This window comes from Lachnobacterium bovis, from assembly GCF_900111325.1.
Lineage (GTDB): Bacteria > Bacillota > Clostridia > Lachnospirales > Lachnospiraceae > Roseburia > Roseburia bovis_A.
In genome coordinates, this window is record NZ_FOGW01000008.1 from 68,477 (window position 1) to 90,929 (window position 22,453).

Here is a 22,453-nt window from a genome sequence, read left to right on the forward strand (position 1 = left end):
ATGAGAAGAATTGATGAAGATATAAAAAATAATAAATTTAAAAAAGTCTATCTATTATATGGAGAAGAGGCGTATTTAAAAAAACAGTATAAAGAAAAGTTAATAAAGGCGTTGGTGCCTGAGGGTGATTCTATGAATTATACCGTATTTAATTCGGATAATTTTGATTACCATGAAATGATACAATTATCTGAAACAATGCCGTTTTTGGCAGAACATAGAGTGATTCTTATTGAAGATAGTGGACTTTTCAAGAAAAGCGAAGATGATGTTGCTGAGTATATAGAACAGATTCCAGATACATCTATTTTGATTTGGGTTGAAAATGAGGTAGATAAAAGAAACCGTTTATATAAAGCTGTAGACAAAAATGGTTTAGCGGTTGAATTTGCTGAACAAAACGATAAAGTTTTAGAAAAATGGATTTCTATTAGATTAAAAAAAGATAATAAACGAATAACAAGAGAAGCGTTTTTACTTTTTATTCAAAGGGTAGGAACGGACATGGAAAATATAGATAAAGAGCTTGAAAAACTCGTTTGTTATACATATGATAAAGATATAATAGAAAAAGCTGATGTTGAGGAAATTACAACTGAACAGGTTTCGAATAAGGTTTTTGAAATGGTTGATGCAATTGCATTAAAAAAACCACAAAAAGCAATAGAGTTATATAATGATTTATTGTTTTTAAAAGAACCATCAATGAGAATTTTGTTTTTAATATCACGACAATTTCATATACTAGAAATAGTAAAAGCAATGACAAATCAAGGCTTTGGAGCAGCTGATATTTCTAAATATGCATCGTGTCCTAGTTGGGCGGTTAAAAAGAATCAAAATCAAGCTAAAAGTTTTACGCTAGATCAGTTAAAAGATGCAGTTAGATACGGAGTTGAACTTGAAGAATTGGTTAAAACAGGCCAGCTTAATGCTCAAATCGCGGTAGAATTATTTATTGTAAAATATAGTAATATAAAAAATAATTAATTTTTACAAAAATACATTGACATTAATGGATTTATAGACTAATATAATGTAGTATGTTTACATTAAAACGTCCGTGTCCGGGTTGATGTAACAATCATGAACAATAACAATTCAATACATTGGAGGTGTACAGATTGGCTAACATTAAATCTGCAAAAAAAAGAATTCTAGTTACAGAAGCAAGAACTGCAAGAAATAAATCTATCAGATCAGCAGTTAAAACATCAATTAAGAAGGTAGAGGCTACTGTAGCTGCTAACGATAAAGCTGCTGCAACAGTTGCTTTACAAGAAGCTATCGCAACAATTGAGAAAGCTGGTTCAAAGGGAATTTACCACAAGAACAACGTAGCTAGAAAAGTATCACGTTTAACTAAAATGGTTAACGGCGTAGCTTAATAGGTTTCGTATAGTGAATATACAAAGGCATCAGTACCGTCATACTGGTGCCTTTTTTTCAATAAAGAATGCTTTATCATTCGTAATAAATGAAAAGAGAGGGTTATTATGTCCATAGATCAAAGTAAAATAAGAAATTTTTGTATTATAGCACATATCGATCATGGTAAATCCACTTTAGCTGATAGAATAATTGAAAGTACAGGAACACTAACAAGTCGTGAGATGCAAGCTCAGGTTCTTGATAACATGGAACTTGAAAGAGAACGTGGAATAACAATTAAATCTCAAGCTGTTCGTATTATTTATACAGCTAAAAACGGTGAAGAATATATTTTTAATTTAATAGATACTCCAGGACATGTTGATTTTAACTATGAGGTTTCAAGAAGTTTAGCCGCATGTGATGGTGCAATTTTAGTTGTAGATGCTGCACAAGGCGTAGAAGCACAGACATTAGCTAATGTTTATTTGGCTATAGATCATGACTTAGACGTCTTGCCAGTAATTAATAAGGTTGATCTTCCATCGGCACGTCCAGATGAAGTCGCTCAAGAAATTGAGGATGTAATTGGAATTGAGGCTATGGATGCACCAAAAATTTCTGCTAAAACAGGTTTAAATATAGATCAAGTATTAGAGCAAATTGTAGAAAAAATACCAGCTCCACAAGGAGATCCTAAGGCACCATTTAAAGCGTTGATTTTTGATGCGTTATATGATTCGTATAAGGGTGTAATTGTATTTTGTCGTGTAATGGAAGGTACAGTTAAAGTAGGAGATACAATAAAGATGATGGCAACAGGCGCATCTGATGTTGTAACAGAAGTTGGATACTTTGGAGCAGGTCAATTTATACCATGCGATGAATTATCTGCAGGTATGGTTGGATATATTGCTGCTAGTATTAAAAATGTTAGAGATACACAAGTTGGTGATACAATTACAACAGTTGATAATCCATGTAAAGAGGCACTTCCAGGATATAAGAAAGTAAATCCAATGGTATATTGCGGATTGTACCCTGCAGATAGCTCAAAATATCCTGATTTAAGAGATGCATTAGAAAAATTACAAGTAAATGACGCGGCTTTACAATTTGAAGCAGAAACTTCTCAAGCGTTAGGTTTTGGATTTAGATGTGGATTTTTAGGATTATTACATTTAGAGATTGTACAAGAACGTTTAGAGAGAGAGTTTAATTTAGATCTTGTAACAACAGCTCCTGGCGTTATTTATAGAGTTCATAAAACAAACGGTGAAATGGTAGAAGTTACAAATCCATCTAATCTTCCAGATCCATCAGAAATTGACTATATGGAAGAGCCATACGTATCTGCAGAAATTATGGTTACAAGCGATTATGTTGGTGCAATAATGAAATTATGTCAAGAGCGAAGAGGTATTTATTTGAGTATGGAATACATTGAAGAAACTCGTGCTCTTATTAAATATGATTTGCCATTAAATGAAATTATTTATGATTTCTTTGATGCATTAAAATCTCGTTCAAGAGGATATGCATCATTTGATTATGAATTTAAAGGCTATGAAAAATCAATATTAGTTAAGCTTGATATGTTAATCAATAAAGAAGTTGTTGATGCGTTATCATTTATTGTATTCAAAGAGAGTGCATATGAACGTGGTAGAAAAATGTGTGAGAAACTTAAAAAGGAGATTCCAAGACATTTATTTGAGATACCAATTCAGGCGGCAGTCGGTGGAAAAGTTATCGCAAGAGAAACTGTTAAAGCTATGAGAAAAGACGTTTTAGCAAAATGTTACGGTGGTGATATTTCTCGTAAGAAGAAACTTCTTGAAAAGCAAAAAGAAGGTAAGAAGAGAATGCGTCAAGTAGGTAACGTTGAAATTCCACAGGAAGCATTTATGAGTGTTCTTAAGCTTGATGAGGAATAAAGCATGAAAGAGTTAGAGTTATATATACATATTCCTTTTTGTATAAGAAAATGTGAATATTGTGATTTCTTGTCGTTTCCTGCAAATGCAAAAACACAAAAAGAATACGTTGATGCATTAATTAAAGAAATATTATATTATGCTCCAAAATTTAAAAATAGAAAGGTAGTTACTATTTTTTTTGGTGGAGGTACTCCTTCATGGCTAGATTATAAATTACTTGTTTCTATTTTGGATACAATTAAGGCAAATTATGATGTTGCAGATGATGCTGAGATTACGTTAGAAGCTAATCCGGGTACTGTAGTAAAAAGCGCGATGGAAAGCTATAAAAAAGCTGGAATTAATAGATTGAGTATTGGTTTGCAGTCAACTAAAGATAATGAATTGAAAATACTTGGACGAGTACACAATTATGAACAGTTTTTGAAAATATATCACTTAGCAAGAAAAGTTGGATTTGACAATATAAATATTGATTTGATGAGTGGATTACCATATCAAAATATTGATGATTTTATGAAATCACTAAATGAGGTGATACGTCTCAAACCAGAACATTTATCGGTGTATACATTAATTATAGAAAAAGGGACACCTTTTTACGATAAATATAAATTTGACGATGTAAAGCAGCATGCAGGAATGGTGACAGAAGCATTGCCAAGTGAAGATGACGTATATACAATGTATAAATTAACACAGCAAACGTTAAAAAATGCAGGTTATATGCAGTACGAAACATCTAATTTTGCAAAAAAAGGATTAGAATGTCGACATAACATAGGTTATTGGCAAAGAAAAGATTATCTTGGGTTAGGCCTAGGTGCAGCTTCTCTTGTGGATAATGTTCGTTATTCTAATAAAAGAGATATATACGATTATGTAACTTCAGCAAATAAAATACAAAAAGTAGAGTTATCAAGCGAAAGTGATAGACAGTTGACGGATAATGAATTGGATTTATACAATAATTTGCACGATACAGTTCAGATTTTATCTAAGCAGGAACAAATGGAAGAGTTTATGTTTTTAGGCTTAAGAATGAATCAAGGTATATCTAGATCTGACTTTGAAGAAAATTTTAATTTACCAATTGAAGGCGTTTATAAAAAGCAGATTGATAAATTAAAGCAAGAAGGCCTACTAGAAGTAAAACATGGACAAGTCTATTTGACAGACAAAGGCTCTGATTTGGCTAATTATTGTATGGCGCAATTTGTATAATTATGGAATAAAGATTTGATTATATCTATAATATCTATCATGTTAGTATAGATACGTTTTCAGATTTAAAAGTAAAAAATTAAGAAGTAATGCTCTAGGGAGATAATCTCTAGAGTATTTTTTTATTTAATAGAATTTTTATAATTTAATTTAATGTTAAAAAGTCTTGAAATTCAAGACTTCCTTAATGAATAAAGATTTTTTGTGCATTAAGATTATAAGAATTTTAAAATAAGTGTTGACAAAAAAAAGTGATGGTATTATATTAAATACATAAGATATTAGCACTCAAAAAGAATGAGTGCTAATAAAAAGGATATAACAGGAGCAAATATATGAAGAAGGACGATGCAGAACTATTAGATGAAAGAAAAATAAAAATCTTAGATGCAATAATCCGTAACTATTTAGCGACTGGAGAGCCTGTAGGATCAAGAACAATATCTAAATATACAGACTTAAATTTGAGTTCGGCGACAATTCGTAATGAAATGTCTGATTTAGAAGATTTAGGTTATATTTTGCAGCCACATACATCTGCAGGAAGGATTCCATCTGATAAAGGTTACAGATTTTACGTAGATCATCTTATCCAGGAGAAGGATAAAGAAGTTACAGATATGAAAGAATTTGTAATAGAGAAGACACAGAAGATGGAACAAGTATTAAAGCAGGTTGCTAAATTACTTGCTAATAATACTAATTATGCTACGATGATTACAGCGGCACCTAAACATAGCAATAAAGTTAAGTTTGTTCAGTTGTCTTGTGTAGAAGAAAAGCAGATTTTAGCAGTAATTGTTATGAATTCTAATGTTGTTAGAAATAGAATAATAGATGTAGATGAACCGGTTGATAATGAATCATTACTAAAGCTTAATATATTGTTGAATACAGCATTGAATGGATTATCAATTGAAGAAATTAATCTAGGAGTTATTTCTAAAATTAAAGAAAAGGCCGGTATTCATGGCACAATTGTAAATGAAGTTTTAGATACATTGTCTAAGGCTTTTGCAGAAGAAGATAATTTAGATATATATACAAGTGGTGCGACTAATATTTTGAAGTACCCAGAGTTATCAGATGCAGAAAAGGTTACACATTTATTAGAAACTTTTGAAGATAAAGAAGAGCTAGTAAATTTTGTGACAGATGTATCGTCAAACGAAGAAGAAACAGGTATTCAGGTTTATATTGGTAATGAATCACCAATACAGACAATGAAGGATTGTAGTGTTGTAACTGCGACATATGATTTAGGTGAAGGAGTAAAAGGTACTGTTGGAATTATAGGTCCAAAGCGAATGGATTACGAAAATGTAATGCATAATTTAAAAAGCCTAAAAAAACAGCTAGAAGGTATGTTCAATAAGAATGCTATCACGGATAAGAAGATGTCACAGTCAATTGATGATATATCAAAAGATGATACAGTATAATACGAATTTAATACATATAGAAAAGGGTAGACCACCTAATAAAAGAAAGGCGGAATAAAAGTGGTAGATCAGATGAATAAGGATATTGATTTAGAAAAAGAAAACGTTGATGTTGAAGTTAACGAAGAAGTTAATGAAAACATTAATGAAGAAGTTAATGAAGAAGTAAATGAAACAGCATCTGAAGAAGTAAATGAAGAAGCTGTAGAAGAAAAAGAAGAGTCTAAAAAAGACAAAAAAGCTAAAAAGAAAAGCAAAAAAGATGAACAAATCGAAGATTTAACAGATAGACTTAAACGTCAAATGGCTGAGTTTGATAATTTCAGAAAAAGAACAGAAAAAGAAAAGTCTCAGATGTTTGATATGGGAGCTAAAACAATATTAGAAAAGGTTCTTCCAATTGTTGATAACTTTGAAAGAGGTTTAAGTGCTATTTCTGAAGAGGAAAAAGAAGGCGCTTTTGCTGATGGAATGGAAAAAGTATATAAACAATTAGTTACTGAATTAGATAAAGTTGGTGTTAAACCGATTGAGTGTGTTGGAGAAGAATTTGATCCAGCAAAACACAATGCTGTAATGCAAGTCGAAAGCGATGAAGTAGAAACTGGATGTGTGGCACAGGAATTATTAAAAGGCTACACATACAAAGACGAAGTTTTAAGACATAGCATGGTTGCAGTAGCACAGTAATTTAACAAGTTAAAATCCACATTAAGTGGTTGATTATATTAGCATCATTTTTATAGATATGAAAATGATAAATAGTAAATTTACAAATAGCAATTTTAGATTGATTAGGATATTAATTAGGAGGTCAAAGATATGGGTAAAATCATAGGTATTGATTTAGGAACAACAAACAGTTGCGTTGCTGTTATGGAAGGTGGACAACCAACAGTTATCGCAAACCAGGAAGGTGCAAGAACTACTCCTTCAATTGTAGCTTTTACAAAAACTGGAGAAAGATTAGTAGGTGAACCAGCTAAACGTCAGGCTGTTACTAACGCTGAAAAAACAATCTCATCTATTAAAAGACATATGGGATCTGATTATAAAGTTTCTATTGATGATAAACAGTATTCACCACAACAGATTTCTGCTATGGTATTACAGAAATTAAAAGCAGATGCTGAAGGATATTTAGGAGAAAAAGTAACAGAGGCAGTTATTACAGTTCCAGCTTACTTCAATGATGCTCAGCGTCAGGCTACAAAAGATGCAGGTAAAATCGCTGGTCTTGATGTTAAGAGAATTATCAACGAGCCAACAGCTGCAGCTTTAGCTTATGGTCTTGATAATGGTACAGAACAAAAAATCATGGTATACGATTTAGGTGGTGGTACATTTGATGTATCTATTATCGAAATTGGTGATGGTGTAATCGAAGTATTATCAACAAACGGTGATACAAGACTTGGTGGAGATGACTTTGATAACGCTATTACAAATTGGATGATCGATGAATTCAAGAAAGCTGAAGGCATTGATTTATCACAAGATAAAATGGCTTTACAGAGATTAAAAGAAGCAGCTGAAAAAGCTAAAAAAGAATTATCATCTGCTACAACAACAAACATTAACTTACCATTTATCTCAGCTTCAGCTGAAGGTCCAAAACACTTTGATATGAACTTAACAAGAGCTAAATTCAATGAGTTAACACATGACCTTGTTGAAAGAACAGCTATCCCAGTTCAAAACGCTATGAAAGATGCTGGACTTACAAACGCTGAATTAAGTCAGGTATTATTAGTTGGTGGTTCAACACGTATCCCAGCTGTTCAAGATAAAGTAAAACAATTAACAGGTAAAGAGCCAAGCAAGAGCTTAAATCCTGATGAGTGTGTAGCACTTGGTGCATCAGTTCAAGGTGGTAAACTTGCTGGAGATGCAGGTGCTGGCGACATCTTATTACTTGATGTAACTCCACTTTCACTTTCAATTGAAACAATGGGTGGTATTGCTACAAAATTAATCGAAAGAAATACTACAATTCCTACAAAGAAGAGCCAAATCTTCTCAACAGCAGCAGATAATCAGACAGCAGTAGATATTAACGTAGTACAAGGTGAGAGACAGTTCGCACGCGATAATAAATCACTTGGACAATTTAGATTAGATGGTATTCCACCAGCACGTCGTGGAGTTCCTCAGATTGAAGTTACATTTGATATCGATGCAAATGGTATCGTTAATGTTTCAGCTAAAGATTTAGGAACAGGAAAAGAACAGCATATCACAATTACATCTGGTTCAAACATGTCAGATGAAGAAATTGATAAGGCTGTAAAAGAAGCTGCTGAATTTGAAGCACAAGATAAGAAGAGAAAAGAAGCTATCGATGCAAGAAATGAAGCTGATTCATTTGTATTCCAGACAGAAGATGCTTTAAAACAGGTTGGAGATAAGATTGATGCAGCAGATAAGAGTGCTGTTGAAGCTGATATCAAAGCTGTAAAAGATATCTTAGATGCTCATCCAGAAGCTGAAAAGATGACAGATTCTGAAATCGCTGACTTAAAAGCAGCTCAAGAAAAATTAACACAAAGCTCACAGAAAGTATTTGCTAAAATGTATGAGCAAGCACAGGCACAAGCAGGACAAGCTTCTCAAGCAGGCCCAGATATGAATGGTGCTAATGCAACAGGTTCTGCTAACGCAGGTTCTGATGATGATGTTATCGATGCTGATTTTAAAGAAGTTTAATTAAAAGCAAACGATATTTTAACTCTATAAACTAAATGTTAATACCCGGTAAGTTTTTACTTATCGGGTATTGATGTAAAATTAGGTGAAAAGGTAAAAATATGGCAGATAAAAGAGATTTTTATGAAGTATTAGGTGTGTCAAAGGACGCATCTCAAGCAGAGATTAAGAAGGCGTTTCGTGCTCAAGCAAAGAAATATCATCCAGATATGCATCCAGGTGATAAGGAATGTGAAGAAAAATTTAAAGAAATTCAAGAAGCATATGCCGTCTTAAGTGATGAAGAAAATAGAAGAAAATATGATCAATTTGGTCATGCTGCATTTGATGGTGGCGCAGGTGCAGGAGCAGGTGGATTCGATTTTTCTGGGATGGATATGGGAGATATTTTTGGAGATATTTTCGGAGACTTTTTTGGTGGAGGATCTCGTCGTGCCAACAATAATGGGCCAAGACAGGGTGCTCACGTAAGAATGCAAGTTAGAATTTCATTCCACGAAGCGATTTTCGGATGCACAAAGGACTTAGATTTCACATATAAAGAAGAATGTAGCGAGTGTCATGGTTCAGGAGCTAAAAAAGGAACAGATAAAGTTACATGTTCTCGATGCGGTGGAAAAGGTAAAATTGTATATTCACAGCAATCACTTTTTGGAATGGTTCAAAATGTTCAAACTTGTCCAGATTGTAATGGAACAGGTAAAATCGTTAAAGAAAAATGTCCAAATTGTAGAGGAACTGGATACAATTCAAAGAGAATTCATAAGCAAGTAGATATTCCAGCTGGTATTAACAATGGACAATCAGTAAGAGTTCGTGGATATGGTGAACCAGGTGTAAATGGTGGGCCAAGAGGAGATCTTCTTGTTGAAGTTATTGTTGCAAGAAGTAACGAATTTGAAAGACATGAAATGGATATTTACTCAACAGTAAGTATTTCATATCCAATTGCTGTACTTGGTGGCGATATCAGAATTAAAACTGTTGATGGAGACATTATTTATACAGTTAGTGCTGGAACACAAACAGGTACAAGAATTCGTTTGAGAGGAAAAGGTGTACCTTCACTCAGAAACAAGGATGTACGTGGTGATCATTACGTAACATTAGTAATTAAGACACCAACTAAGATTTCTAAAGAAGCAGAAGCTGCTTTAAGAGAATTTGATAAAGCAACAGGCGATTCACTTAATAAAGAAAACGACACAATTGATATTCCAAAAGAAAAGAAAAAAGGACCATTTGAAAAATTCTTTGGATAATTATACAAACAATGCGATATATACATGATTTATATGTTATGTCGCATTGTTTTTTAATGCATTTATGTTTTTGTCCGATTAAATAATTATAGTTTGTTGGCAAAAAGAGAGAGGAAATAGATATGAAAAATAGATTTGGACTAAGATTTGAAAAGTATCATGAACCACAAGAGATAAAGTTGTCAGATAATAATAATAAAGATAATAATAAAGTCATTGTTTCTGATAATGAAGTTAATTCAAGAGAAGCAACAAGAGAAAAATTATTAAAGGCTCAATACATAGAGTATCAAAAAAAAGTAGAGTTATTCAGAGAACAGGTACAAATATTGCGTGATGAAAAAGCAAAATTTATAAGCGAAAAAGAAAAATTTGAAGATGAAAAAAGAAGTTTTGAATTATTTAAAAATAAAATTGATAATATAAAAAAACAGGTTGAAACTGAAATTAATTCACTTGAAAAACAAAGAAAAGATATGGTGGAAGTTTTTAAAGAAATTGAAAAAGAAAAAAGAAACTTAAAATTTCAAGTTGAAAAATTAGAAAAAGAAAAGGAAGTATTAAAAAAACAAAAAGAGGATTTTGAAAGAGAAAAAAGAGAACAAAAGACAAATAATAACTTTTTAGAAAAAAAATTAAAGAGTCAGGAATCTCTATTTGAAAATAAATTTAGAATTTTAGAAACAGAATTACAAAATCTAGCAGTTCAAAAAGAAAAATTAGAAAAACAAAAAGCTTTTTATAAGCAAGTGTCTATGTTTGACGAACGCAAGGAACCTGCTAGAATAGAAGAGAATATTATTAATGCTGAAATGTTTTTTATTGGTGTAGGAACCAAGGATTCGGCAAAAAAAAGATATAAAGATTTGATTAAAATATATCATCCGGATAACATAGCAGGAAGTAAAGAAATGTTACAAGAAATTAATAAAGAGTATGAAAATTTAATAAGAAGATTTGGTGAATGATAAAAAAACTCATTTTTCTATGAAAAATTAATACATAGGAAGATGAGTTTCTTTATGCTATAGATAAAAATACTGTTACTTGTTATGCAGAGTTATTTGTGTTATAATTCTATGGATTATGTAAAAATTGAAGTGAAAAGATAATAAATTGGTTTCGTGTGAGAATATCAAATCATATGAGCCTATTAAATATATAGAGAGGTTGATAAAAATGAAATGGAAAAAATATACAATTGATACAACCACACAGGCAGAAGATTTTATAAGTATGATGTTATCTGATCTAGGTATTGAAGGAATTGAAATCGAAGATAAGATTCCTTTAAGCAAAGCTGATCAGACAGAAATGTTTATAGATTTTTTACCAGAACTTCCACCTGATGATGGTAGTAGTGCGGTTAGTTTTTATATCGAAGATGATGGAAGCGATCAATCTGAAATTCTTAAAAAAGTTAAAGTGGCTTTAGAAGATTTAAGAAATACAGTTGATGTGGGAAGTGGTGTAATTACTTCAAGTGAGACAGAAGATTTAGACTGGATTAATAATTGGAAGAAGTTTTTCTCTTCATTTTATATTGATGATATTTTAATCAAACCTACATGGGAAGAATTAAAAGAAGAAGACAAGGATAAATTTTTAATTGAAATTGATCCTGGTATTTCATTTGGAACAGGTAAACATGAGACTACTCAATTATGTATTAGTCAATTGTTGAAATACATAAGAGGCAATAAAGAATATACACCAGAAGTGAAAGAACCAAAGGTATTAGATGTGGGTTGCGGAAGTGGTATTTTATCTATTATTGCATTAAAAATAGGTGCTAAATCAGTAGTCGGAACAGATTTAGATCCAGATTGTATGATTTCTACAAAAGAAAATATGGAAGTAAATAATTTGGATTTAGATTTAGGTAAGTTTTACGTTGGAAATTTAATTGATGATGTAGAACTTCAAAAAACAGTTGGAACTGAGGAATATGATATTGTTGTTGCAAACATTTTAGCAGACGTAATTATTCCTATGGCAAAGGTTATTCCAGATAGACTTAAAAAAGGCGGATACTTTATTACATCAGGTATCATTGATTTTAAAGAAAACGATGTTAAAAAAGCTATTGAAGACGCTGGTTTAGAAGTGGTTGAAATTAACCATAAAGGAGAATGGGTTAATATTACAGCTAGAAAAAATTAATTTATGAGGTACAATTATGCAGCAATTTTTTGTGGAACAATCATCAATAAACGGTAATAAAATTATACTTGACGAAAATGATATTAATCACGTTGTAAATGTTCTTAGAATGAAAGTGGGCGAAAAGATTCGTGTAAGTGATAATAAAAATGTAAGCTATTATTGTCATTTGGTTGAAATTTCAAAAGAAATGGTGGCTGCCGAAATTGATGAAGTAGATGAAGTCGGAACAGAATTGTATAATGAGATTTATTTGTTTCAAGGATTGCCAAAAGGCGACAAAATGGAATTAGTTATTCAAAAAGCTGTAGAGCTTGGAGCTACAAAAGTTATTCCTACTTCCATGAAAAATTGTGTAGTTAAATTAGATGATAAGAAAGCAAAAAATAAGCAAAAAAGATGGCAAACCATTGCAGAAAGTGCTGCTAAACAGGCAAAGAGAACGATTATCCCAGAGGTGACTATGCCTATGAAGTATAAAGATGCAATGAAGTTTGCTAGTACTTTAGATGTAGTGTTATTACCATATGAGAATCAACGTGGTATGGAAGCTACACGAGAGATAATAGGTAAAATAAAACGTGGTGCAAAAATAGGAATTTTTGTTGGTCCAGAGGGCGGATTTGCAGGTGATGAAATTACAAATTTGCCAGGCAATGTATCTTTAATTTCTTTAGGACGAAGAATTCTTAGAACAGAAACTGCGGGACTCGCAACATTATCGATGCTGGTTTTTTGCTTAGATGACTAGAAAACGAAAAGAAAGATAGATGATAAAAATGGAAGCATATTTAGATAATTCGGCAACTACTAAATGTTTAGATAGCGTTGCTGAAAAAATGGTAGATTTACTAACAGTTAATTATGGAAACCCTTCGGCAATGCATTTAAAAGGAGTTGCAGCTGAGTTTCAAATTAGAGAAGCAAAAAAGAAGATTGCTAAAACGTTAAAAGCAAAAGATAAAGAGATTCTTTTTACATCTGGTGGAACGGAGTCTAACAATTTAGCAATAATTGGAACTGCATTAGCTAATGAGAGAAAAGGTAAGCATATTATCACAACATCAATAGAACATCCATCAATTAATAATCCTATGTTATTTTTAAAGGAAAAAGGATTTGAAATTGATCATTTAGAGGTTGATGAGAATGGACAAATTTCTTTAGAAGATTTAAAAAATAAAGTAAGAAAAGATACAATATTAGTTTCAATTATGCACGTTAATAATGAAATTGGTGCATTAGAGCCAATTTATGAGGCTGCTAAAATTGTTAAAGAAATTAATCAACAGTGTGTAATGCATGTTGATGCAATACAGTCATACGGTAAATTTAAGATTGTTCCTGGTAAAAATAATATAGATTTGTTATCGGTTAGTGGCCATAAAATTCATGGTCCTAAGGGTAGTGGATTTTTATATATAAAGGATAAAACTAAAATTAATCCAATAATTTTAGGTGGCGGCCAACAAGATGGAATGAGATCTGGAACAGAGAATGTCCCTGCTTATGTTGGATTAAGTATTGCTGCAGAAGAAGCTTATAATAATTTTCAAGAGAAAATTGAAAAATTATATCAATTGAAAAAATACTTTATTGAAAAAGTAACAGAGATTGAAGATGTAACAGTGAACGGTAAAAAAGATAGAGATTGTGCACCACATATTATAAGTGTGAGTGTAAAGGATGTAAGAGCTGAAGTTTTATTACATTCATTAGAAGAAAGCGGAATATATGTTTCTGCAGGAAGTGCATGCTCATCTAATCATCCGGGCATTAGCTCAACTTTGAAGGAAATTGGGCTAAAGAAAGAATTGCTTGATTCAACAGTAAGATTTAGTATGTCAAGTTTTACAAAGAAAGAAGAGCTTGATTATGCGGTTGATAAAATGAAGGAAATTATTCCACAATTAAGAAAATATACAAGAAGATAAGGAGAAATTATGTATTCAGCATTTTTAATTAAGTATGCAGAAATTGCAATTAAAGGTAAGAATAGATACCTTTTTGAGGATGCACTAGTTAGTAACATTAAGTATAAATTACGTAATGTTGATGGTGAATTTTTAGTTAGAAAAGAACAAGGTCGTGTGTACGTAGAAACAACTGGAGAATATGATTACGAAGATACAGTTGATGCTTTAAAGAAAGTTTTTGGTATTACAGGTATTTGTCCTGTTATTTTAACTGAAGATGAAGGTTTTGATAAATTATGTGAAACAGTTATTAAACATGTTGATAGCACATATAAAGATAAAAATATTACTTTTAAAGTTAATGCAAGAAGAGCAAGAAAAAATTATCCATTAAACTCAATGGAAATTAATGCTCTTGTAGGTGAAAAGGTATTAGAAGCTTTTCCAGAGATGAAAGTAGATGTGCATAAACCAGACATTGTAATTAATATTGAAGTTAGAAAACAAATCAATATTTATTCAGTTGAGATTCCTGGTGCTAAGGGTATGCCTTTAGGAACAGCTGGAAAAGCAATGCTTTTATTATCAGGTGGAATTGATAGCCCTGTTGCCGGTTATATGGTAAGTAAAAGAGGTGTAACAATTGAAGCAACATATTTCCATGCACCACCATATACAAGTGAAAGAGCAAAACAAAAAGTTGTTGACTTAGCAAAAAAAATGGCACGATATACAGGAAAGATTAATTTAAATGTTGTTAATTTTACAGATATACAATTATACATTTATGAAAAATGTCCTCATGAACAGTTAACAATTATCATGAGAAGATATATGATGAAAATCGCTGAACATTTTGCAAAGGAAAGTGGATGTCTAGGACTTGTAACAGGAGAAAGTATTGGTCAAGTTGCAAGCCAGACAATGCAGTCATTAGTTGCTACAAATGAAGTATGTGAATTACCAGTGTATAGACCACTTATTGCATTTGATAAGCAAGATATTATTGAAGTCGCTGATAAAATTGATACATATGAGACATCAATTTTACCATTTGAAGATTGTTGTACAATTTTCGTTGCAAAACACCCTGTTACAAAGCCTAATTTAAGTTATATCAAAAAATCTGAATTGAAGTTAACAGAAAAAATTGATGAACTTGTTAAAGAAGCAATTGATACAGTAGAAGTGATTAAAGTAGAGCCAGAAGAAATTTAAAGACATATAAAGCCTTGTTTTAAGCATAGGTCGATAGAAAAGGCATAAAAGAATTTGAAAGGCTATATGCCATGTATAACACCATATATGGCATATGGTCAAATGATGACTTGGGGTTGTATGTTGAGAAATAGATTTTAATTTAAAATAAAAGTTGTTTTTTATAGGTTACAGTTTAAATATACAGGAAATGAATATAGAATAAGCTAATAAGAATTAGATTTAGGTATAAAAAAAGACTCACAGAGTGAGCCTTTATAAAAATCATTCTTACAACTATGCTATTACAAATTATTTAACGATATATTGGTCAAGTGCCTCTAAAATCTCATCAAGGTTTGTATCTGCATGAATTGCTAAGTCAATTGGTTTTGATAAATCTAATGAAAAAATACCCATGATAGATTTAGCATCGATTACATATCTTCCTGAAATTAAATCAAAATCAAAATCAAATTGAGTAATTGTATTAACAAATGATTTTACTTTTCCAATTGAATTTAATGAAATTTGAACTGTTTTCATATTGAAAACCTCCTTAGTTTGAATCTTTTTCTAATTAAGATAGTAATAGTTTTTGGCAAAAAAGTCAATCAGAAATGGAGAGAAAATGAAAAAAGCAGCATTACATAATTTAGGATGTAAAGTTAATTCATATGAAACAGAAGCAATGCAGCAGATGTTAGAGAATGCTGGTTATGAAATAGTGGCATTTTCTGATAAGGCAGATGTATATATAATAAATACATGTTCAGTTACAAATATGGCAGATAGAAAGTCTCGTCAAATGTTGCACAAAGCAAAACATAAAAATCCTGATTCAGTTGTTGTTGCAACGGGATGTTATGCTCAAACAAAAGAAGATGAGGCATTGCTAGATCCAGCAATTGATATCGTTATTGGTAACAATCAAAAACATGAATTGATTAATAGATTAGATATGTTTTTTGGAGATAGTTCTAATAATGCAGCTGTAGCCGATATAAATAATGAACCACAAGAGTATGAAGAGTTATTCTTATCTAAGACAGCGGAACATGCTAGAGCATTTATTAAAGTTCAAGATGGTTGCAATCAATTTTGTAGTTATTGCATCATTCCATACGCAAGAGGACGAGTTAGAAGTAGAAAATTAAAAAATGTACTTGCAGAAGTTGTCAGATTGGTTGATAATGGATTTAAGGAGATTGTTTTAACAGGAATTCATCTTAGTTCTTATGGCGTTGATTTAGAGAATGGTGAGAATCTTTTAAAACTTATTCAGGAAGTTCACAAAATAGAAGGACTTGAGAGAATTAGATTAGGTTCGCTTGAACCAAAGATTGTAACAGAAGAATTTGTTGAAAATATAGCAAAATTACCAAAGATGTGTCCACATTTTCATTTGTCATTACAAAGTGGTTGTGATGCAACACTTAAGAGAATGAATAGAAAATACACAACAGAAGAGTATATTAAAGGCTGTGAATTATTAAGAAAATATTTCAAGCATCCTGCTATAACAACAGATGTAATTGTCGGTTTTCCAGGAGAAGACGAAAACGAGTTTAGTGTTACAAAACAGTTTTTGAAAGATGTTCATTTTTATAAGATGCACGTTTTTAAATATTCACCTAGAAGAGGAACTAGAGCTGAGTCCATGCCAAATCAAGTAGATGAACAAGTTAAAACAAGAAGAAGTGCAGAGCTTATTGAATTAGATCATCAAATGTCAAAAGAGTATCGTGATTTTTATATAGGTACACAAAAACAGGCATTGATTGAAGAAAAAGTAACTATTGATGGAAAAGATTATTATACGGGTTATACCATGGAGTATGTTAAAATTGCGGTTGAGTCAGAAGAAGATTTGATTAATCAGATTGTTACTGGCAAGATTATTAAAGAAATCGCAGATGATATTTATTTGCTAAAAAGATAGCATTGTTTTTTTTCTGTCAGTAGTATACAATATAAATGATAAGCTATTGTGGTAAAAATACATAAGCAAGGGCGTGAAAAATATGCAAGATATCAATAACACACAATTTTTTAATGTAGGTAAGGAACCTGAAAATCAAGTGAAAGAAGTTCTTAAGGTTGTATATGAAGCTTTAAAAGAAAAAGGATATAATCCGGTTAACCAAATAGTTGGTTATATTATGTCAGGAGATCCAACATATATAACAAGCCATAAGAATGCTAGGGGACTAATTATGAAAGTCGAAAGAGATGAGCTTGTAGAGGAAGTCCTAAAGGATTACATTAAAAATAATCAATGGAATTAATTCGAGAAGTGGAGAATTATGCGAATTTTAGGATTAGATTTTGGATCAAAAACGGTAGGTGTAGCGGTTAGTGATGGTTTGTTATTAACTGCACAGGGCGTAGAGATTGTGAGAAGAAAATCACAATCTAAACTACGTCAAACTTTGGCTAGAATCAAAGAATTAGCTGATGAATACGAAGTTGAGACAATTGTTTTAGGGTATCCAAAGAATATGAATGGTACTGAAGGTGAACGTTGTGAAAAAACAAAAGAATTCAAAAGCATGTTAGAAAATAGAACAGGTTTGCCAGTAGTATTGTGGGACGAGCGTCTTACGACTGTTGCTGCAGACCGTTCTATGATGGAATCTGGTATTAGAAGAGAAAATCGTAAAAATTATGTAGATGAGATTGCTGCAATTTTTATTTTGCAAGGATATTTAGATTATTTACATAATCAAAAAGAATAATAAAAGTTTATTGGAGATGCGATGGAAAAAGTAATATTTACACTAGAAGAAACAAATGAAACAATTGAATTTTTTATTTTAGAAGAAACTCAATTGAACGGTGTTAAGTATCTCTTGGTTTCAGAAAATGAAACAGGAGATAGTGAAGCATATATTTTAAAAGAAATTCAAGAGCAGGACGGAGAGGTCACATACGAAATGGTCGATGATGACAACGAAGTGCAAGCCCTTGGTAAGATTTTTGCTGAGCTATTAGATGAGGATACTAATGTAGAATTTTAGATGACGGGGCATAGAAGCGGAATAGGCTTCTTAATTAGATATTGTTAAAATAAAAAAAGAATATTTACCTAAGGAGCTGTTTTTCTGTTTTACTATTCCTCGTTTATTATGGAGGAATGATTTTGAAGAACGTAAAAGATGAACAGAATAAGAGCAAGCTAAGAATAATACCATTAGGTGGATTAGGACTAATTGGAATGAATATAACTGCATTTGAGTATGATGATAGTATCATTGTTATTGATTGCGGATTATCTTTTCCAGATGATGATATGTACGGAGTCGATTTAGTTATTCCAGATATTACATATCTTAAAGACAACATTGATAGAGTAAAGGGATTTTTCATTACACATGGTCATGAGGATCATATAGGAGCAATTCCATATGTTTTAAGAGAAATTAATGTTCCAATCTACGCAACTAAATTGACAATGGGAATTATTGATCATAAACTTGAAGAACATGAAATGGTTAAGAGAGTTAAACGTAAAGTTTGTCATTATGGACAACACATTAATTTGGGATGTTTTAGAGTTGAATTTATAAAAACAAATCACAGTATTCAAGATGCTGCAGCGCTTGCTATTTATTCACCAGCTGGTATTGTAGTTCATACAGGAGATTTTAAGGTTGACTACACACCAGTTTTTGGAGATGCTATCGATTTACAACGTTTCGGAGAAATAGGAAAGAAGGGTGTTTTAGCGTTATTATGTGATAGTACTAATGCTGAGAGACCTGGTTTTACTATGTCGGAACGTTCAGTTGGAAAAACTTTAGATAATATTTTTGCTGAACATAGACAAAATAGAATAATAATTGCGACTTTTGCATCAAATGTTGATCGTGTACAGCAAATTATCAATTCGGCATATAAATATGGTCGAAAAGTTGCAATTGAGGGAAGAAGTATGGTGACGATTATTTCAATCGCTTCTGAACTCGGATATTTAAAGTTACCAGATAATATTTTGATTGATGCAGAACAGCTTAGAAATTATCCAGATGAGAAGACTGTTATTATTACAACAGGAAGCCAAGGAGAATCAATGGCGGCACTTTCAAGAATGGCTACAGGAATGCATAGAAAGGTTGTTATTAAACCAAAAGATACAATCGTATTTTCTTCTAGTCCTATTCCAGGAAATGAAAAGTCTATTTCAGGTATAATCAATGAGCTAATGTTAAAAGGTGCGGAAGTAATTTTCCAAGATGTACATGTCTCAGGTCATGCGTGTCAAGAGGATATTAAATTGATTTATTCTTTAGTAAATCCTAAATTTGCAATTCCAGTGCACGGTGAATATAGACATTTATATGCACAAGCAAATATTGCGTCTGAACTAGGTTATGATTCAGATCACATCAAAATCTTACAAGCGGGTGATGTTCTAGAAATTGATGATGAGAGAGCAGAAGTAGTTGATAGGGTTCAAACAGGTAATGTTATGGTTGATGGCCTTGGAGTAGGAGATGTAGGTAATATCGTATTAAGAGATAGACAGCATCTTGCAGAAGACGGTATTATTATTGTTGTTATGACTCTTGAAAGTGGATCAGGACAAGTTTTAGCAGGACCAGATATTGTAACAAGAGGTTTTGTATATGTTAGAAATTCAGAGAGCTTAATTGATGAAGCAAAAGCACTCTTAGATAGAACTATGGATTATTGTATGGATAATCATATTCAAGATTGGGGTAAAATTAAAACAGAAGTAAAAGAGGTACTTGGTGATTTTGTTTGGAAGGAAACAAAACGTAGACCAATGATTATGCCAATTATTATGGAAGTGTAGGGGAAGTTTATGAATATCAATAAGGTACTGTTTAATTTTATTAAAATTGCATTTAGTATTATGATAATTCTTTTATTAGTGTATGTTCTTTCTCATTTTGCAGGAAAAGCATACGGATTTGGATACAGTCTTTTTAACGATGAATCAGTTACCAAAGGAGAGGGAAAAGAAGTTAAAATTGTAATTAAATCTGGTATGTCGAATAAAGAAATAGGAGAGTTATTAAAGAAAAAAGGTTTAATAAAAGACAGTAACCTTTTTTGGATTCAAAGTGAAATGGTATCCTTATCGTCTAAAGTAAGACCGGGTACATATGTGCTTAATACTTCTATGAGTGTTGATGAAATTATCAATAAGATGATTAAGCAAAATGAAACTTCAGAGAAACAAATCCAGACACAGTAGGAGAATGTGAAATGATAGTAGATGAACGTTTGACGACCTACATCAATTCTCTTGGATCTAGTAACACAAAAATATTAGACACTATAGAAAAAGAAGCTCTGCAGTCCTTTGTTCCAATTATACGTAAGGAAATGCAGAGTTTTTTAAAGTTATTGTTACAGATAAAAAAGCCTAAGAGAATTTTAGAGGTTGGCACAGCAGTTGGGTTTTCGACTATTTTGATGGCGGAGTATAATCCAGTAGAATGTGAAATTGTCACAATAGAAAACTATGAAAAAAGGATACCAATTGCCAAAAAGAATTTTGAAAGAGCAAAAAAAGAAGAGCAGATTACTTTGCTTGAAGGTGATGCAACCGAGATACTAAAAGAGTTAGATGGTGAATTTGATTTGATTTTTATGGATGCTGCAAAGGGTCAATATATTAATTTTATGCCTGATGTATTACGTTTGTTAAGCAAAGATGGTGTATTAGTGTCTGATAATGTGCTTCAAGATGGAGATATAATCGAATCGCATTATATGATTGATCGTAGAAATCGTACAATTTATAAACGTATGAGAGAATACTTATACGAGCTAACACATAATGAGAAGCTTGTAACTTCGATAATGCCAATAGGCGATGGTATTACTGTTACAACATTTAAGGATTAAAACTATAAGATAGTTAAAATAGATTTTTTAAACATATGAGAGGAAATTTTAAAATGAGAGATATTGAATTATTATGCCCAGCAAGCAGTTTAGAAGTTTTAAAAGTTGCTGTTATATATGGTGCAAATGCAGTATATATTGGTGGTGAAGCATTTGGTTTAAGAGCAAAGGCAAAAAATTTCTCTATGGAAGACATGGCGGAAGGAATTAAATTTGCACATGAGCGTGGTGTAAAAGTATATGTCACAATTAATATTTTAGCGCATAATTATGACTTAGAAGGAGTAAGAAGATATTTAAAAGAAATCAAAGATTTAGCTCCTTATCAACCAGATGCATTGTTAATTGCTGATCCAGGTATCTTTATGATGGCTAAAGAAATATGCCCAGAGATTGAAAGACATATTAGTACACAAGCAAATAATACAAATGTTGAAACATATAAGTTCTGGCATGATTTAGGTGCAACTCGTGTTGTGGCTGCTAGAGAGTTATCTTTAAATGAAATTAAACAGATTAGAGAAGGCATCCCAAGTGAACTTGAAATCGAAGCATTCGTACATGGTGCAATGTGTATTTCATATTCAGGACGTTGTTTATTATCAAATTATTTTACAGGTCGTGATGCTAATCATGGAGCGTGTACACATCCTTGTAGATGGAAATATGCAATTGTTGAAGAAAAACGTCCAGGTGAATATTTACCAGTATATGAAAATGAAAGAGGTACATACATTTTTAATTCAAAAGATTTATGTATGGTAGAACATCTTCCAGATTTGATTAATGCGGGTGTAGATAGCTTAAAGATTGAAGGAAGAATGAAAACAGCTTTATATGTTGCTACAGTTGCTAGAACATATAGAAAAGCTATCGATGATTATTTAGAATCACCTGAAAAATATCAGGAAAATATGCCATGGTATTTAGATCAGATTTCAAATTGTACATATAGACAATTTACAACTGGTTTCTTCTATGGTAAACCAAGTGAAGAAGCTCAAATTTATGATAATAATACATATATTAAGGGTTATACATACCTTGGTTTAATCGAAGGTAAGAACGAACAAGGTTTATATAGAATTGAACAAAAAAATAAATTCTCTGTTGGTGAAACAATTGAAATTATGAAACCAAATGGTGATAACATACCTGTTCAAGTTAGAAGAATCGTTAATGAACAAGGCGTAGATGTTGAATCTGCTCCACATCCAAAAGAAATTCTTTATATTGATTTAGGCGTAGAATTAGAACCATACGATATTATCCGTAGACAAGAAGAAGATGCAAAAATTAATTTAGAGTAATATAAGATTGCAAAATTATAAGATTGCAAAATTACAAAATTA

Annotated in this window: 22 protein-coding genes; 21 read left to right on the forward strand and 1 reads right to left on the reverse strand. The window is 31.7% G+C overall.

What is annotated here, in order from left to right; all coding sequences use genetic code 11:
- From holA to thiI, 13 genes are all read left to right on the forward strand, one after another.
- A complete protein-coding gene (gene holA, locus BMY79_RS04225) occupies positions 1–990 on the forward strand; it encodes a DNA polymerase III subunit delta (protein ID WP_027422106.1) in 990 nt (329 codons plus the stop codon).
- A 134-nt stretch (positions 991–1,124) separates the two neighbouring features.
- Positions 1,125–1,388 carry a 30S ribosomal protein S20 gene (gene rpsT, locus BMY79_RS04230; protein ID WP_022747693.1) on the forward strand — a complete coding sequence of 88 codons (264 nt, stop codon included), beginning with the start codon at positions 1,125–1,127 and terminating at the stop codon, positions 1,386–1,388.
- A gap of 108 nt (positions 1,389–1,496) precedes the next feature.
- Positions 1,497–3,308, forward strand: a complete 1,812-nt coding sequence (gene lepA / locus BMY79_RS04235; protein ID WP_022747692.1) for a translation elongation factor 4 — start codon at positions 1,497–1,499, stop codon at positions 3,306–3,308.
- 3 nt (positions 3,309–3,311) lie between these two features.
- Positions 3,312–4,535, forward strand: a complete 1,224-nt coding sequence (hemW, locus tag BMY79_RS04240; RefSeq protein WP_029067479.1) for a radical SAM family heme chaperone HemW — start codon at positions 3,312–3,314, stop codon at positions 4,533–4,535.
- 335 nt (positions 4,536–4,870) lie between these two features.
- Positions 4,871–5,977, forward strand: coding sequence for a heat-inducible transcriptional repressor HrcA (gene hrcA, locus BMY79_RS04245; RefSeq protein WP_022747689.1), 1,107 nt, complete (start codon positions 4,871–4,873; stop codon positions 5,975–5,977).
- 72 nt (positions 5,978–6,049) lie between these two features.
- Complete coding sequence (gene grpE / locus BMY79_RS04250; protein ID WP_034226239.1) at positions 6,050–6,667, forward strand: nucleotide exchange factor GrpE; 618 nt, start codon at positions 6,050–6,052, stop codon at positions 6,665–6,667.
- A gap of 132 nt (positions 6,668–6,799) precedes the next feature.
- On the forward strand, positions 6,800–8,683 hold the full coding sequence (dnaK, locus tag BMY79_RS04255; RefSeq protein ID WP_074730469.1) for a molecular chaperone DnaK: 1,884 nt from the start codon (positions 6,800–6,802) through the stop codon (positions 8,681–8,683).
- 101 nt (positions 8,684–8,784) lie between these two features.
- Positions 8,785–9,945: a molecular chaperone DnaJ gene (dnaJ, locus tag BMY79_RS04260; RefSeq protein ID WP_022747685.1), complete on the forward strand. Its 1,161-nt coding sequence runs from the start codon at positions 8,785–8,787 to the stop codon at positions 9,943–9,945.
- 122 nt (positions 9,946–10,067) lie between these two features.
- Complete coding sequence (locus BMY79_RS11870) at positions 10,068–10,913, forward strand: hypothetical protein (protein ID WP_051532824.1); 846 nt, start codon at positions 10,068–10,070, stop codon at positions 10,911–10,913.
- Positions 10,914–11,124: 211 nt separating this feature from the next.
- Positions 11,125–12,108, forward strand: coding sequence for a 50S ribosomal protein L11 methyltransferase (gene prmA / locus BMY79_RS04270; protein WP_027422109.1), 984 nt, complete (start codon positions 11,125–11,127; stop codon positions 12,106–12,108).
- Between the two features lie 16 nt (positions 12,109–12,124).
- Positions 12,125–12,859, forward strand: coding sequence for a 16S rRNA (uracil(1498)-N(3))-methyltransferase (locus BMY79_RS04275; RefSeq protein WP_022747682.1), 735 nt, complete (start codon positions 12,125–12,127; stop codon positions 12,857–12,859).
- A gap of 28 nt (positions 12,860–12,887) precedes the next feature.
- On the forward strand, positions 12,888–14,042 hold the full coding sequence (locus tag BMY79_RS04280; RefSeq protein WP_027422110.1) for a cysteine desulfurase family protein: 1,155 nt from the start codon (positions 12,888–12,890) through the stop codon (positions 14,040–14,042).
- Between the two features lie 9 nt (positions 14,043–14,051).
- Positions 14,052–15,242, forward strand: coding sequence for a tRNA uracil 4-sulfurtransferase ThiI (thiI, locus tag BMY79_RS04285; RefSeq protein WP_022747679.1), 1,191 nt, complete (start codon positions 14,052–14,054; stop codon positions 15,240–15,242).
- A gap of 291 nt (positions 15,243–15,533) precedes the next feature.
- Here the strand turns inward: thiI and BMY79_RS04290 are convergent, their stop codons facing one another.
- Positions 15,534–15,767, reverse strand: coding sequence for an HPr family phosphocarrier protein (locus BMY79_RS04290; protein WP_022747678.1), 234 nt, complete (start codon positions 15,765–15,767; stop codon positions 15,534–15,536).
- 85 nt (positions 15,768–15,852) lie between these two features.
- Between BMY79_RS04290 and mtaB the strand changes: the two genes are divergently transcribed.
- The 8 genes from mtaB to BMY79_RS04330 all read left to right on the forward strand — a co-directional run bounded on the left by mtaB (position 15,853) and on the right by BMY79_RS04330 (position 22,411).
- Complete coding sequence (mtaB, locus tag BMY79_RS04295; protein ID WP_022747677.1) at positions 15,853–17,163, forward strand: tRNA (N(6)-L-threonylcarbamoyladenosine(37)-C(2))-methylthiotransferase MtaB; 1,311 nt, start codon at positions 15,853–15,855, stop codon at positions 17,161–17,163.
- 82 nt (positions 17,164–17,245) lie between these two features.
- On the forward strand, positions 17,246–17,509 hold the full coding sequence (locus BMY79_RS04300) for an IreB family regulatory phosphoprotein (protein ID WP_022747675.1): 264 nt from the start codon (positions 17,246–17,248) through the stop codon (positions 17,507–17,509).
- Positions 17,510–17,527: 18 nt separating this feature from the next.
- On the forward strand, positions 17,528–17,959 hold the full coding sequence (gene ruvX, locus BMY79_RS04305; protein WP_022747674.1) for a Holliday junction resolvase RuvX: 432 nt from the start codon (positions 17,528–17,530) through the stop codon (positions 17,957–17,959).
- Between the two features lie 21 nt (positions 17,960–17,980).
- Positions 17,981–18,241 (forward strand): DUF1292 domain-containing protein, encoded by a 261-nt coding sequence (locus BMY79_RS04310; RefSeq protein ID WP_022747673.1) that lies wholly within the window; start codon positions 17,981–17,983, stop codon positions 18,239–18,241.
- A gap of 116 nt (positions 18,242–18,357) precedes the next feature.
- Complete coding sequence (locus tag BMY79_RS04315; RefSeq protein ID WP_033421172.1) at positions 18,358–20,040, forward strand: ribonuclease J; 1,683 nt, start codon at positions 18,358–18,360, stop codon at positions 20,038–20,040.
- 9 nt (positions 20,041–20,049) lie between these two features.
- Positions 20,050–20,445 (forward strand): endolytic transglycosylase MltG, encoded by a 396-nt coding sequence (locus BMY79_RS04320; RefSeq protein WP_022747670.1) that lies wholly within the window; start codon positions 20,050–20,052, stop codon positions 20,443–20,445.
- Between the two features lie 11 nt (positions 20,446–20,456).
- Positions 20,457–21,101: an O-methyltransferase gene (locus BMY79_RS04325; RefSeq protein ID WP_029067477.1), complete on the forward strand. Its 645-nt coding sequence runs from the start codon at positions 20,457–20,459 to the stop codon at positions 21,099–21,101.
- A gap of 53 nt (positions 21,102–21,154) precedes the next feature.
- Positions 21,155–22,411 carry a peptidase U32 family protein gene (locus tag BMY79_RS04330; protein ID WP_022747667.1) on the forward strand — a complete coding sequence of 419 codons (1,257 nt, stop codon included), beginning with the start codon at positions 21,155–21,157 and terminating at the stop codon, positions 22,409–22,411.
- Positions 22,412–22,453 lie beyond the last annotated feature (42 nt).

Bases quoted from the DNA above. Each gene is read 5' to 3' on its own strand.
- BMY79_RS04275 (WP_022747682.1), top strand. From the start codon at position 12,125: ATGCAGCAATTTTTTGTGGAACAATCATCAATAAACGGTAATAAAATT.
- BMY79_RS11870 (WP_051532824.1), top strand. From the start codon at position 10,068: ATGAAAAATAGATTTGGACTAAGATTTGAAAAGTATCATGAACCACAA.
- BMY79_RS04325 (WP_029067477.1), top strand. From the start codon at position 20,457: ATGATAGTAGATGAACGTTTGACGACCTACATCAATTCTCTTGGATCT.
- BMY79_RS04315 (WP_033421172.1), top strand. From the start codon at position 18,358: ATGATTTTGAAGAACGTAAAAGATGAACAGAATAAGAGCAAGCTAAGA.
- BMY79_RS04310 (WP_022747673.1), top strand. From the start codon at position 17,981: ATGGAAAAAGTAATATTTACACTAGAAGAAACAAATGAAACAATTGAA.
- grpE (WP_034226239.1), top strand. From the start codon at position 6,050: ATGAATAAGGATATTGATTTAGAAAAAGAAAACGTTGATGTTGAAGTT.
- holA (WP_027422106.1), top strand. From the start codon at position 1: ATGAGAAGAATTGATGAAGATATAAAAAATAATAAATTTAAAAAAGTC.
- hrcA (WP_022747689.1), top strand. From the start codon at position 4,871: ATGAAGAAGGACGATGCAGAACTATTAGATGAAAGAAAAATAAAAATC.
- mtaB (WP_022747677.1), top strand. From the start codon at position 15,853: ATGAAAAAAGCAGCATTACATAATTTAGGATGTAAAGTTAATTCATAT.
- BMY79_RS04330 (WP_022747667.1), top strand. From the start codon at position 21,155: ATGAGAGATATTGAATTATTATGCCCAGCAAGCAGTTTAGAAGTTTTA.
- lepA (WP_022747692.1), top strand. From the start codon at position 1,497: ATGTCCATAGATCAAAGTAAAATAAGAAATTTTTGTATTATAGCACAT.
- BMY79_RS04280 (WP_027422110.1), top strand. From the start codon at position 12,888: ATGGAAGCATATTTAGATAATTCGGCAACTACTAAATGTTTAGATAGC.
- dnaJ (WP_022747685.1), top strand. From the start codon at position 8,785: ATGGCAGATAAAAGAGATTTTTATGAAGTATTAGGTGTGTCAAAGGAC.
- BMY79_RS04300 (WP_022747675.1), top strand. From the start codon at position 17,246: ATGCAAGATATCAATAACACACAATTTTTTAATGTAGGTAAGGAACCT.
- ruvX (WP_022747674.1), top strand. From the start codon at position 17,528: ATGCGAATTTTAGGATTAGATTTTGGATCAAAAACGGTAGGTGTAGCG.
- thiI (WP_022747679.1), top strand. From the start codon at position 14,052: ATGTATTCAGCATTTTTAATTAAGTATGCAGAAATTGCAATTAAAGGT.
- dnaK (WP_074730469.1), top strand. From the start codon at position 6,800: ATGGGTAAAATCATAGGTATTGATTTAGGAACAACAAACAGTTGCGTT.
- BMY79_RS04290 (WP_022747678.1), bottom strand. From the start codon at position 15,767: ATGAAAACAGTTCAAATTTCATTAAATTCAATTGGAAAAGTAAAATCA.
- prmA (WP_027422109.1), top strand. From the start codon at position 11,125: ATGAAATGGAAAAAATATACAATTGATACAACCACACAGGCAGAAGAT.
- hemW (WP_029067479.1), top strand. From the start codon at position 3,312: ATGAAAGAGTTAGAGTTATATATACATATTCCTTTTTGTATAAGAAAA.
- BMY79_RS04320 (WP_022747670.1), top strand. From the start codon at position 20,050: ATGAATATCAATAAGGTACTGTTTAATTTTATTAAAATTGCATTTAGT.